This is a genomic window from Micromonospora cynarisoli (genome assembly GCF_030518815.1).
Lineage (GTDB): Bacteria > Actinomycetota > Actinomycetes > Mycobacteriales > Micromonosporaceae > Micromonospora > Micromonospora wenchangensis.
Genome location: NZ_CP130426.1, coordinates 5198199 through 5210582 on the forward strand (window position 1 = coordinate 5198199; position 12384 = coordinate 5210582).

Genomic DNA, 12384 nt, shown 5'->3' on the forward strand with positions numbered 1-12384 from the left:
GTGATGGTGTCACCGCGTGAGGTGGGGCGCGGCGACCCGGAACGCCGCAGGTGTGCGCCGCGTCCCATCCTGTCTTACCGCACCGGGACAACGATGTCGATGCGGTGGCAGCTTGGAGAACCCTGGGAGTACGGTCGAGGTGGGTCGCTGGCGGTGCCCGTCCTGCCGACCTGTCGGTTGTCCGACGTAGGCTCGATCGGGACCGCAGGTGGAAGGGACGTGGCTTTCGATGGACGCCGGACTCAAGCGTGAGCTCGAAGAGAAGGTGTACGCGGGGGAGCGACTGACCCGCTCGGACGGGATCGCCCTCTATGAGAGCGACGACCTGACCTGGCTGGGCCGGCTGGCCCACCACCGGCGTACGGAGTTGAACGGCGAACGGGTGATGTTCAACGTCAACCGGCACCTCAACCTGACGAACGTCTGTTCCGCCTCGTGTGCGTACTGCTCGTTCCAGCGCAAGCCGGGCGAGAAGGACGCCTACACGATGCGTATCGAGGAGGCGGTCCGCAAGGCCAAGGAGATGGAGGACGAGCAGCTCACCGAGTTGCACATCGTCAACGGCCTGCACCCCACCCTGCCCTGGCGCTACTACCCCAAGGTGCTGCGCGAGCTGAAGGCGGCGCTGCCCAACGTCAAGCTCAAGTGCTTCACCGCGACCGAGGTGCAGTGGTTCGAGAAGATCAGCGGCCTGTCCGCCGACGAGATCCTCGACGAGCTGATGGACGCCGGCCTGGAGTCGTTGACCGGTGGCGGTGCGGAGATCTTCGACTGGGAGGTCCGCCAGCACATCGTCGACCACAACTGTCACTGGGAGGACTGGTCGCGGATCCACGCGCTGGCCCACGCCAAGGGCATGAAGACCCCGGCGACGATGCTCTACGGCCACATCGAGGAGCCCCGGCACCGGGTCGACCACGTGCTGCGGCTGCGCGAGTTGCAGGACCAGACCGGCGGGTTCGCGGTCTTCATCCCGCTGCGCTACCAGCACGACTTCGTCGACTCGGCGGACGGCAAGATCCGCAACCGGATCCAGGCGCGGACCACGATGGCGTCGCCGGCCGAGTCGCTCAAGACGTTCGCGGTCTCCCGGCTGCTGTTCGACAACGTCCCGCACCTGAAGAACTTCTGGGTGATGCACGGCCTGTCGGTGGCCCAGCTCTCGCTCAACTTCGGCGTGGACGACCTGGACGGCTCCGTCGTCGAATACAAGATCACTCACGACGCCGACTCGTACGGCACCCCGAACACCATGCACCGCGACGACCTGCTGCACCTGATCTGGGACGCCGGTTTCCAGCCGGTGGAGCGGGACACCCGCTACAACGTGGTCCGCGAGTACGACCGGGCGCCGTCGCTGGCGCAGCGGCGTGCCGAGCCGCAGCAGGTCTGGGCCTGACCCGGCCGTATGCTCGTCACACCATGACCGGACAGCAGCCGACCGCGCAACAGCACAGCGGGTTTCCCCGCCGGGACGCCGAAGGACGCATCCTGACCCTGGGCGACCTGCTCGGGGTGAGCCTGGCCGGTTGGGTGATCGGCGTGCTGGCGCTGGTGCTCTTCGACTGGGCGTTCGCCGTGGCCGGCGCGGGTGACTTCGGCCGTACCAGCGGCTGGCTCGCGGTGATCCTGCCGGCCTGGCTGTTCTGGGACGACTTCCGGGCCTGGGACTTCGGCGCGGCCCGGATGGTCGCGGCGTTGTCCGCCGCAGTGGTCGCGGTGCTTGCCGGGCTGCTGGTGGCGGGCCTGGCCTCGGGGCTCGCGCCACTGTTCACCGGCGGGCTGGCCGCGCTCGCGTTCACCGCCGGGTACGCGGTGCTCTGGTTCCAGGGCGTGCACTGGCTGGCCCGACGCACGGGTTGAGCCACCGGTGTCGGAACCCCGACGCAGAGGCAGGGAGTGGGGAAAGACGTGAGCGCGAGGAGTGAGCGGGTTGTGCGAGCCCCGCAGTCGCGAGCTGGGGTGGTCTGGTGAGCGCGAGGAGTGAGTGGTTTGTGCGAGCCCCGCAGTCGCGAGCTGGGGTGGTCTGGTGAGCGCGAGGAGTGAGCGGGTTGTGCGAGCCCCGCAGTCGCGGGCCGAGGTGGGCCGGTGAGCGCGGCGGTCAAGTACACGCTGGCCCGGATCGGGCTGTTCCTGCTGGTCGTGGTGGCACTGTGGCCGGTGGGGATGAACCTGTTCCTCAAGCTGATGGTGGCGTTGATCTTCTCGGCCGCCGCGTCGTTCTTCCTGCTGCGGGGCTGGCGGGACGAGATGGCCGAGGAGGTGGCCGCCGCCGCCGAGCGACGCCGGGCGGAGAAGGAGCGGCTGCGCTCCGCCCTGGCCGGCGACGACCATCCCGCCGAGGGTGACCCCCGCCCCTGACCCCCGCCGGTCGACCTGAGATCCACTCCAGAGCAGCGAAGTAGCGGTATCACCGCCCGGTGATACCGCTGTTTCGGCTCACCTGAGTGGATCTCTCGGCCACGGGAGTCGATCGGCCGGCCGTGCCCACCCCGGCCGAGGGGATCTCGGCCGGGGTGGATGGGGGTCACCAGTTGGTGGAGCCGGGGACGACCGGCCAGGGGCGGTCGGTCGGCTTGATCAGGTAGGCGATGCCGCCCGACCCACCGGCCACGGTGCCGTCGGCCCGGTGCCGCTTGGTCCGCAGCCAGATCTGCTCGAACTGGTCGCGTCGGTAGACGTTGCGTACCTCGGCGTTGGACGCGGACGCCGGGTCGTTGACGATCACGTCGCCGTCGGCGGTGAAGCCGACGATCACGAACAGGTGGCCGGAGGTGCCGTAGTTCGACCCGTCCAGCTCGGTGTCGAGGAAGGACTGCGAGGTGACCACGGGGATGCCGGCGCGGACGAAGCGTTCCGCCTCGTCGAGGGAGTGCAACCGGGTCACCCGGGCCTCGATGCCGGGGAAGCTGGCGGCGTACGCGGTGTTGAACGGCCAGTTGCCCGTGCCCTCGTACTCGTTGTCCCAGGTCATCCGGGCGGCCTGGACGACCTGCGGGTCGGGGTGGCCGGGGTCGATCCAGGACAGGTCGGCCGCCGACGGGAGCCTGCCGTAGTACTCCAGCACCATCGTGGTGGACGTCGGGCTGCACCAGACCTGGCCGCCGCCGCCCCATTCGGGGTAGCTGCCCCGGTGGATCATCTGGGAACGGGCCGGCACCGGCAGTTCGGTGCCCCAGGCGATGCGGCCCCGGCTCGGCGCGACGGTGAACCGGTCCGGCACGTGGGAACTCATCGCGCCGAGCATCCGGACCCGGGGCGCGGCGGCCTGGCCGGGTGCCTGGTAGAGGGTCAACCGGAGTTGGTACGACCGCAGCAGCACCCCGGCGTCGGCGTCGTCGATGGCGAACGTGTCGGTCCACACGCTGGACCAGGCGTCGCCCTGACCGTCCAGGGTGGCCCGGGCGATGTCCCGGTCGCCGGAGGCCCAGCGGGCCATGACGTACCACGGGGTGTGGTCGCCTGTGGAGTAGGTGCCCTGGAGTTCGATCTGGAGCCAGGTGCCGGCGGGGGTGTCGGCGTTCCAGGAGGCGACCAGTTCGGTGGCGTCGAAGCCGATCGGGGTGGGCGGCGAGGTCCAGGTGGCGTATTCCCAGGTGCGGGTGGCGCCGGTGTGTTCGTCGGTGAACTCGGTGGTGCCGGCGGGTCGGCCGATGGTGAGGCCGGCGCGGTGGCCGGGTACGGCGTACGTGCCCCGGTGGGTGCCGGCCCGCCAGTCGGGGTACCGGGACCACTCCTGGAAGGTGATCTGCTCGTCGTGTCCACCGGCGGGCGGACGGTCCCCGGCGGGTGGGTGCGCCCCGGTGGATGACGGGCCGCCGGCCCGGACGGGTGCGGTGCTGGCGAGCAGGGTGAGGGTGGCGACGCCGACCAGGGCGACCGTGCGCAGGGCTCTGCTGGACATGGCAACTCCGCAGGGTGGGGAATCGTTGCCGTTCACTGTCCCGCCTGGCAGGAAGTTTCGCCAGGGGGTTCCGTCAGGAAAACCATTGCCGACATGACGATCCGGTCGGGATGGTGGGAGATAGTCACGGATATTGATATGACCATGTGACTGCTGGTGGAGTGGGCGCACAACGGGATACCCCGTACCCCGAGGAGGACGTCCATGGCCTTCCGCACCTCCCCCTTCCGGCGTCGCCTGGCGCTGGCCGTCGTCGCCGGCCTCGGCCTCACCGCCGTCGCCACCGGGCCGGTCTCCGCCCGCCCGGCCCCGGAGCCCGAGCCCGCCGCCGTCAGCTACCGCGTGCTCGGTCCGCGTACCCTCGCCGACCGCAACGCGGTCGCCCGCACCGGTGCGGCCATCGACTCCGCCGAGCACGGCGTGCTGTACGTCTCGGCCAACCGGTCCGAGGCCGCCGCCATCACCCGGCTCGGCTTCCGGCTGGAACTGGAGGTCGAGCCGGCCCCCGCCGAGGGTGCCCGCGCCTACGCCTTCCCGCCGGCCGACTCGAATTACCACGACTACGCCGAGCTGACCACCGTGGTCAACCAGGTGGTCGCCGACCACCCGGCGATCGCCCGCAAGATCAGCATCGGCCGGTCGTACGAGGGCCGCGACCTGATGGCGGTGAAGATCTCGGACAACGTCGGCACCGACGAGGCCGAACCGGAGATCCTGTTCAACTCCCAGCAGCACGCCCGCGAGCACCTGACCGTCGAGATGGCGATCTACCTGCTCAACCTGTTCACCGACAGCTACGGCACCGACTCGCGGATCACCAACATCGTCAACTCCCGGGAGATCTGGATCGTCCCCACGGTCAACCCGGACGGCAGCGAGTACGACATCGCCACCGGCTCCTACCGGTCCTGGCGCAAGAACCGGCAGCCCAACAGCGGCGCGGCGGCGGTCGGCACCGACCTGAACCGCAACTGGGGCTACAACTGGGGCTGCTGCGGAGGCTCGTCCGGCACGCCGTCGTCGAGCACCTACCGGGGGCCGTCCGCCTTCTCCGCGCCGGAGACCAAGGCGCTGCGGGACTTCGTCAACAGCCGGGTCGTCGGCGGGGTGCAGCAGATCAAGGCCAACATCGACTGGCACACCTACTCGCAACTGGTGCTCTGGCCGTTCGGCTACACCACGGCGAACACCCCCAGCGGGATGACCGCCGACCAGTACAACACCTTCGCGACCCTCGGGCAGCGGATGGCGGCCACCAACGGGTACACCCCCGAGCAGTCCAGCGACCTCTACATCACCGACGGCGACAGCCTCGACTGGATGTGGGCGACCCACAAGATCTGGGCGTACACCTTCGAGATGTACCCCGGGTCGTCCGGGGCCGGCGGCGGCTTCTACCCGCCCGACGAGGTGATCCCCGCGCAGACCTCCCGCAACAAGGAGGCGGTGCTGCTCCTGTCCGAGTTCGCCGACTGCCCCTACCGGGTGATCAACAAGCAGAGCACGTACTGCTGAGTTGCCGGACGTGATTCCCGGGTGGGGTCCCGTAAGCCCCCGACGGGGCCCCACCCACCCCTCCCGTCCGGACGATCTTCGCTGGTCGTGCGCTACCGTGGCACCCGATCGACCGCAGCGAAGCCGGTGCGAAACCGGCGCTGTCCCGCAACTGTGATGACCCACCGAGGCTCCCCGCCCCGCGCCGGAGCCGCCGCGACGCCCGGCCCGACGTGGCCGGCGTCGTCGCGTGTGGGGACGAGCCAGGTCGCCTGCGGTCGGTCGCGACACGCGCTCTCGAGGAAGGGCGCCTCGCGGACGGGCACGCACCGCGCTCCCTGTCGGCGAAGCACCACGCTCCTCGACCGACAGGAGGCCAGATGTCCCGACGTACCCCACGGTTGTTCGCCGCGACCCTCGCGGTGGTCGCCCTCGCCCTCGGCGCGTGCGCCGAGAAGACCTCCTCCGACGCCCCCGCCGCCGGCGGCAGCAGCTCCGGTGCGGCGGCCTTCCCGGCCACGGTGGGCAACCTCACCGTGGACAAGCGGCCCGAGAAGATCGTCTCGTTGTCGCCCACGGCGACCGAGATGCTCTTCGCCATCGGCGCGGGTCCGCAGGTCACCGCCGTCGACGACCAGTCGAACTACCCGGCCGACGCGCCCAAGAGCGAGCTGTCCGGCTTCCAGCCCAACGCCGAGGCGATCGCCGGCAAGAACCCCGACCTGGTGGTCCTCGCCAACGACACCAACAAGATCATCGCCCAGCTCACCGCGCTGAAGGTCCCGGTGCTGCTCACCCCGGCCGCGACCACCCTCGACGACACCTACCGGCAGCTCGCCGACCTGGGCACGCTCACCGGCCACCCGACCGAGGCGGCCGACGTCACCGCCCGGATGAAGGACGAGATCGGCAAGCTCACCAAGGACCTGCCGCAGCGGCCGACGAAGCTGACCTACTACCACGAGTTGGGGCCGGAGCTGTACAGCGCGACCAGCAAGACCTTCATCGGCTCGATCTACGCGCTGGCCGGCCTGGAGAACATCGCCGACGCCTCCGACGCCGACGGCAAGAACGGCGGATACCCGCAGCTCTCCCAGGAGGTCATCGTCAAGGCGAACCCCGACTTCGTCTTCCTCGCCGACGTCAAGTGCTGCCAGCAGAGCGCCGACACGGTCAAGGCCCGCAGCGGCTGGGCCGGCGTCACCGCCGTCAAGAACAACCAGGTCGTCGCGCTCGACGACGACGTCGCCTCGCGCTGGGGGCCGCGCGTGGTCGACCTGCTCCGGTCGATCGTCGACGCCACCGCCAAGGTGCCGGCGTGACGGTCAGGTGACCGTGCGGTCCACACCCGCACCGGCCGGGACGCGTGACGCGTCCCGGCCGGCCCGCGTCACCGGTACGCCCCGGCCGGCCGGCCTGCGCAAGCGCTGGCTCGCCGCCGGGGTGCTCGCCGTGCTGGTGGCCCTGGTCGCCGGGGTGTCCCTCGGGCCGGTCAGCCTGCCGCCCGGCAGCGTCGCCGCCGAACTGCTCAACCTGCTGCCCGGGGTACGCCTCGACAGCGGGCTCACCGAACGCGAGATCGCCATCGTCACCGAACTGCGGCTGCCCCGGGTGGTGCTCGGTCTGCTCGTCGGCGGCCTGCTCGCCCTGGCCGGGGGCTGCTACCAGGGGGTGTTCCGCAACCCGTTGGCCGACCCGTACCTGCTGGGGGTGGCGGCCGGCGCCGGGTTCGCGGTGACCGCGGTGATCACGCTGGGCGGCATCGGGGCGGGTGGCGCGCTGACCGGGATGCCGGTCACCATCCCGCTCGCCGCGTTCGTCGGCTCACTCGGTGCGGTCGCCCTGACGTACCTGCTCGGGGCGGCCGGCGGGCGGGACCGCTCCCCGGCCACCCTGATCCTGGCCGGGGTCGCGGTGTCCGCGTTCCTCGCCGCCGGGCAGACGTACCTGCTGCAACGGCACTCCGACAGTATCCAGCAGGTCTACTCCTGGCTGCTCGGCCGGCTGGGCACCGCCGGCTGGGGTGACGTGCGGCTGATCCTGCCGTACTTCGTGCTGACCACCGTGGTGGTGCTGCTGCACCGGCGGGAACTCGACGTGCTCTCGGTCGGCGACGACGAGGCGGGCAGCCTCGGCCTGCACCCGCAACGCTCCCGCTACCTGCTGATCGCCGCCGCCTCGCTGGGCACCGCCGCCGCCGTCTCCGCCTCGGGGCTGATCGGCTTCGTCGGGATCATCGTGCCGCACACCGTACGGCTGCTGGCCGGGTCGAGCCACCGGATCATCCTGCCGCTGTCGCTGCTCTTCGGCGCGGCGTTCCTGGCGCTGACCGACGTGGTCGCCCGGACCGCCGCCGCCCCCGCCGAGATCCCGATCGGCGTGGTCACCGCCCTGCTCGGCGGCCCGTTCTTCGTCCTGGTCCTACGCACCGCCCGCCGGGTGTTCCCGTGAGCGTGAGGAGTGAGCCGGTTTTGCGAGCCCCGCAGTCGCGAACAGAGGCAGCCCCGTGAGCGTGAGGAGTGAGCCGGTTTTGCGAGCCCCGCAGTCGCGAACAGAGGCAGCCCCGTGAGCGTGAGGAGTGAGCCGGTTTTGCGAGCCCCGCAGTCGCGAACAGAGGCAGCCCCGTGAGTGTGCCGGCGGTGGAGGTGCGGGGGCTGCACGTGCGGCTCGGTGGGGCGGTGATCCTGGCCGGCGTCGACCTGACGGTCGCCAGCGGTGAGTGGGTCACCGTGATCGGGCCGAACGGCGCCGGCAAGTCGACCCTGCTGCGCGCCGTCGGCGGCCTGCTGCCCGCCCCGGGCGCGGTCTCCCTCTTCGGTACGCCGTCCGGCGCGCTGCGTCGCCGGGAGCGGGCCCGGGTGGTGGCGACGGTGGCGCAGTCCCCGGTGGTGCCGGCGGGCATGTCGGTGTTCGACTACGTCCTGCTGGGGCGGACCCCGTACATCGCGCCGCTGGGCCGGGAGTCGGCGACCGACCTGGCCGCCGTGCACGACGTCCTCGACCGGCTGGACCTGACCGGTTTCCACGGGCGGGAACTGGCCACCCTCTCCGGCGGGGAGCGGCAGCGGGTGTTCCTGGCCCGTGCCCTCGCCCAGGGCGCCACCCTGCTGTTGCTCGACGAGCCGACCAGCGCGCTGGACATCGGCCACCAGCAGGAGGTGCTGGAGCTTATCGACCAGCTCCGCCGCACGCACGGCCTCACCGTGCTCGCCACCATGCACGACCTCTCCGTCGCCGGCGAGTACGCCGACCGGATGGTGCTGCTCGCCGACGGCCGGGTCGTCGCGGCGGGCCCGCCCGACCAGGTGCTCACCGAGGAGTTGCTGTCCCGGCACTACCGGGCCCGGGTCCGGGTCGTCCCCGGCGACCACGGCCCGCTGGTGGTACCCAGCCGCCCCGGCCCGCCGCGTTCCTGACCCGCGGCGTCACCGTCGTCAGGTGGGGTCGGTGGTGGGGCGGAGCAGGGAGAACCGGGCACCCCCGGGGTCGCGCAGGGTGCTCCGGCGGCCGAGCAGGGTGTCCCGGGGCGGGGTGAGGATGGTGCCGCCGAGGGTGGTGGCGCGGGCGGCGGCGGCATCGACGTCGGCAACCGCGAAGAACACCGACCAGTACGCCTGCCGCGCGGCGTCGGGCGTCGGGCGCATCCCGGCCACGATCCGCGCCCCGCACCGCCAGCCGGTGTAGCCGGGTCCGCCTGCGGGCTGCTCCTCCGGGTGCCAGCCGAAGACCAGTTCGTAGAAGACCTTCGCGCCCTCCGGGTCGGGGCTGACCAGCTCGTTCCAGCACATCGCCCCGGGGGCGTCGAGCAGTTCCGCCCCGGGCGTCCGCATCGGTTGCCAGACGCTGAACACCGCACCGGCCGGGTCGGCGAAGACCGCCATCCTGCAGGCGTCGAGGACGTCGAACGGGGCGACCAGCACCTGACCGCCGGCCGCCCCGACCCGGGTGGCGACCAGGTCGGCGTCGTCGGTCGCCACGTACGTCGACCAGACCGGAGTCTGTTCCGGGTCGGCCGGTGGGCCGGCGCCCGCCACCGCCCGGCCGTCCTTGCGGAAGGTGGTGTAGCCGGTCGTCTCGGGTTCGGGCGCGATCCGGCCGGTCCAGCCGAACAGCTCCGGATAGAACCGTCGGGCGGCGTCCAGATCGGGGGTCGCCAGGTCGGTCCAGCAGGGCGTACCTGCGGCGACAGTGCGCACGTCGGCCCCTCTCGGCTGGGGGCGTACGGGTGGACGCCCTGCCGGCATGGTGGCACCGGGCGGCGGCCACCGGGCCGAACCGGCGTATAGGTCAACTGAACCGGCGACCCTCGTCCCGCCGGTACGCCCAGCGGGAGACCGTGGCGAGCAGCACGATCCAGACCCCGAGCATGGCCAGGGCGAGCGGGTCCGGCCGCCAGTCGCCGACCGCCGCCCACATCAGTTCGACCGCGCCCCGGGTGGGCAGGAAGGGAGCGACCACCTGGATGAAGCCGGGCGCGTCGCCGGGCGCGGAGAGCAGGCCGCCACCGAAGGCGAGCGGAAAGAAGATGACCTGCGCGACGACGATCGCCGCCTTGCTCGGCAGCGAGTAGCCGATGGCGAGCCCCAGCAGGGTGAACGGCACCGACACCACGGCCACGGTGGCCGCGCCGAGCAGCAGCCCGACCGGGGTGATCCGGGCGGCCGTGGCGACCGCCGCGATGACCACGACGGGCAGCATCGACAGGTACGTCAGCACCAGCCCGGCCAGGATCCGTCCGGCCAGTCGGGGTCCCGGCCCGGCCGGCAGGGTCCGGGTGTACGGGTTCCACGGCTGGTCGCGGTCCTCGGCGACGCCGACGCCGTACTGGAAGATGTTGGCGCTCATCACCGCGAAGGTGACCATCGCGGCGGTGGCGTAGGTGGCGCCGGTCGGGTCGTCCCCGGCGAACGGGACGACGAAGAAGAGCATCGCGGCGGCGGGGAAGAACGCGCTGCCGACCACGGCGACGGGGATGCGGATGGTTTCCAGGAGCTGGTAGCGGGCGTGGACCAGGGTGAGCGGCACGGCGTCGGCTCCTCAGGCGGTGGGTCGGGTGCCGACGGCGACGTCGGTGGCGGTGGCCGGGTCGGCGGTGATGGCGAGGAACGCCTCCTCCAGCGAGGTGGGGCGTACCTCCAGCTCGCGGAACGTCACCCCGGCGGTGACCAGGTCGCGGACCAGTTGGTCGGCGTCGGTGGTGAGCAGGTGGGTACGTCCCTCGGTGTGTTCGGTGGCGACCACGCCGGGCAGCGTGGGCAGGTCGTCGACGACGAGGCTGACCCGGCGGACGCCGACGATGTCCCTGATCGCGGCGGTGGTGTCGTCGGCGAGCACCCGGCCCTGCCCGAGCACCACGACCCGCTGCGCCAACGCCTCCACCTCTTCGAGGTAGTGGCTGCTCAGCAGCACCGTCCCGCCGTCGGCGTGGAACGCCCGGACGGCCTCCCACAGGGTGCGCCGGGCCTCGACGTCGAGCCCGGTGGTCGGCTCGTCCAGGACTACCAGCCGGGGTCGGCCGACGAACGCCAGTGCGACGGCGAGCCGACGCCGCTGGCCGCCGGAGAGCCCGCCGGTCTGCCGTCGTACCTGGTCGGTGAGGCCGAACCGGTCGAGCAGTTCGCCCCGGGGCACCGGGTCGGGGAAGTGCGCGGAGACGAAGTCGACCACCTCGCCGACCCGGAGGGTGCCGGGCAGGCCGGTCTCCTGCGGGGTGACCCCGAGTTGCCGCCTCGCCGCCGGTTGGCGGGGGTCGCCACCGAAGAGTTCGACCCGGCCGGCGGTGGGCCGGCGCAGCCCGACCAGCAGGTTGATCAGGGTGCTCTTGCCGGCCCCGTTCGGCCCGAGCAGGCCGACGAGTTCGCCGGCGGAGACGGTCAGGTCGGCCCGGTCGAGGGCGAGGACGTCGCCGTACCGGCGGGTGGCCTGGTCGGCTCGGGCGAGGATCATCGGGGCTCCCGGGGGTCGGCGGGGTCGAGCAGGGCGCGGATGTTCTCGGTGTACTCCTCGAACGCCCGCCGTCCGCGCCGGCTGAGCCGGACCAGGGTGGTCGGGGTACGTCCGCGGTGGGTCTTGTCGATCTCGACGTAACCGGCGTCCTCCAGCTTGCGCAGGTGGACGGAGAGGTTGCCGGCGGTCATCGCGAGCAGTTCCTGGAGGCGGGGAAAGGTGATCCGGTCGCCGTCGGCGAGGGTGGCCAGGGTGACCACCACCCGCAGTCGGGCCTGGGCGTGGATGACCGGGTCGAGTTCGCTCATCCGTGCCGCCGCCGGGCGAGCGCGCCCGCCACCAGCAGTCCGCCGCCGCCGGCCACCGACACCACCAGGGCGTGCCAGCCGGGTCCGGCGACGACGCCGACGATGTTGACGGCGGTGAGCCAGACGCCGAGGCGGAACAGGGTGCGGTCGAGCCAGATCGCGCCGCCGGCCATGTGCAGGGCCCCGGTCAGCCCCACCGACAGGGCCGACCAGAGCAGCCCGGCGAGGTCGGGCGGCAGGCTGTCGGTGACCCGGCCGGTCACCACGGACAGGCCGAAGAACCCGAGGCCCCAGGCCGTGCCGTACCACCTGCCGCGCCGGGCCGACTCGCCGGCGACGTGCCGGTAGGCGCGGGCGCTGCCCACCCCGAAGACCACCGCGGCGGCGACGAGCAGCACGAAGAGCACGGTCAGCGGCAGCCAGGCGGGCATCGCGACGATGGTGCGGCCGTCGGGGGAGAAGCGCAGGAAGTAGACCCCGAAGCCGACCAGCCAGGCGAACCCCCACGGCCAGTAGTGCACCCGGGGGTCGGGTTCGAGGCCCCGGACGGTGCTGGCCTGTTGCTCGTGGATCAGCCGCAACGCGGCGGCGGCGTCGAGCGGGGCGTCGTCTTCGGGGCTCATGCAAACTACTTTAAAACACAAAGTCGACACGTCGGCCGTCCTGGTCGGCCACCGGACAGCGGGGCTCGGGCCGGCGGCGTGCGGTGGGCCGGCCGCCGGCCAGGTGCGG

General features: G+C 72.0%; 12 protein-coding genes and 1 pseudogene. 7 read left to right on the forward strand and 6 right to left on the reverse strand.

The window, feature by feature from the left end:
* The first annotated feature begins 229 nt into the window (after positions 1–229).
* The 3 genes from mqnE to Q2K16_RS22640 all read left to right on the forward strand — a co-directional run bounded on the left by mqnE (position 230) and on the right by Q2K16_RS22640 (position 2361).
* Positions 230–1399 (forward strand): aminofutalosine synthase MqnE, encoded by a 1170-nt coding sequence (mqnE, locus tag Q2K16_RS22630; protein ID WP_302739965.1) that lies wholly within the window; start codon positions 230–232, stop codon positions 1397–1399.
* 23 nt (positions 1400–1422) lie between these two features.
* The gene (locus Q2K16_RS22635; protein ID WP_302739966.1) at positions 1423–1863 is read left to right on the forward strand and encodes a hypothetical protein; all 441 of its coding nucleotides are present in this window, start codon (positions 1423–1425) and stop codon (positions 1861–1863) included.
* Between the two features lie 225 nt (positions 1864–2088).
* The gene (locus Q2K16_RS22640; RefSeq protein WP_088642075.1) at positions 2089–2361 is read left to right on the forward strand and encodes a DUF4229 domain-containing protein; all 273 of its coding nucleotides are present in this window, start codon (positions 2089–2091) and stop codon (positions 2359–2361) included.
* 166 nt (positions 2362–2527) lie between these two features.
* On the opposite strand, the gene Q2K16_RS22645 is transcribed toward Q2K16_RS22640, so the two are convergent.
* Complete coding sequence (locus Q2K16_RS22645) at positions 2528–3904, reverse strand: C39 family peptidase (protein WP_302739967.1); 1377 nt, start codon at positions 3902–3904, stop codon at positions 2528–2530.
* Positions 3905–4108: 204 nt separating this feature from the next.
* On the opposite strand from Q2K16_RS22645, the pseudogene Q2K16_RS22650 reads away from it, so the two are divergent.
* The 4 genes and pseudogenes from Q2K16_RS22650 to Q2K16_RS22665 all read left to right on the forward strand — a co-directional run.
* Positions 4109–5416 (forward strand): annotated as a pseudogene (locus tag Q2K16_RS22650) (M14 family metallopeptidase); the annotation flags it as partial.
* 362 nt (positions 5417–5778) lie between these two features.
* On the forward strand, positions 5779–6720 hold the full coding sequence (locus Q2K16_RS22655; RefSeq protein ID WP_302739969.1) for an ABC transporter substrate-binding protein: 942 nt from the start codon (positions 5779–5781) through the stop codon (positions 6718–6720).
* 94 nt (positions 6721–6814) lie between these two features.
* Entirely contained in the window at positions 6815–7849 is a 1035-nt protein-coding gene (locus Q2K16_RS22660; RefSeq protein WP_302746582.1) for a FecCD family ABC transporter permease, read from the forward strand.
* Positions 7850–8022: 173 nt separating this feature from the next.
* Positions 8023–8814 carry an ABC transporter ATP-binding protein gene (locus tag Q2K16_RS22665; protein ID WP_302739970.1) on the forward strand — a complete coding sequence of 264 codons (792 nt, stop codon included), beginning with the start codon at positions 8023–8025 and terminating at the stop codon, positions 8812–8814.
* Between the two features lie 18 nt (positions 8815–8832).
* Here Q2K16_RS22665 and Q2K16_RS22670 read toward each other — a convergent pair whose 3' ends face one another.
* From Q2K16_RS22670 to Q2K16_RS22690, 5 genes are all read right to left on the reverse strand, one after another.
* Positions 8833–9594: a VOC family protein gene (locus Q2K16_RS22670; protein ID WP_302739972.1), complete on the reverse strand. Its 762-nt coding sequence runs from the start codon at positions 9592–9594 to the stop codon at positions 8833–8835.
* A 91-nt stretch (positions 9595–9685) separates the two neighbouring features.
* Complete coding sequence (locus Q2K16_RS22675; RefSeq protein WP_302739973.1) at positions 9686–10423, reverse strand: ABC transporter permease; 738 nt, start codon at positions 10421–10423, stop codon at positions 9686–9688.
* A gap of 12 nt (positions 10424–10435) precedes the next feature.
* The gene (locus Q2K16_RS22680) at positions 10436–11344 is read right to left on the reverse strand and encodes an ABC transporter ATP-binding protein (RefSeq protein WP_302739975.1); all 909 of its coding nucleotides are present in this window, start codon (positions 11342–11344) and stop codon (positions 10436–10438) included.
* A complete protein-coding gene (locus Q2K16_RS22685) occupies positions 11341–11652 on the reverse strand; it encodes a winged helix-turn-helix domain-containing protein (protein ID WP_088646174.1) in 312 nt (103 codons plus the stop codon). The genes Q2K16_RS22680 and Q2K16_RS22685 overlap by 4 nt, the downstream gene beginning before the upstream one ends.
* Positions 11649–12275 (reverse strand): transporter, encoded by a 627-nt coding sequence (locus Q2K16_RS22690; protein ID WP_302739977.1) that lies wholly within the window; start codon positions 12273–12275, stop codon positions 11649–11651. The genes Q2K16_RS22685 and Q2K16_RS22690 overlap by 4 nt, the downstream gene beginning before the upstream one ends.
* Between the last annotated feature and the right edge of the window lie 109 nt (positions 12276–12384).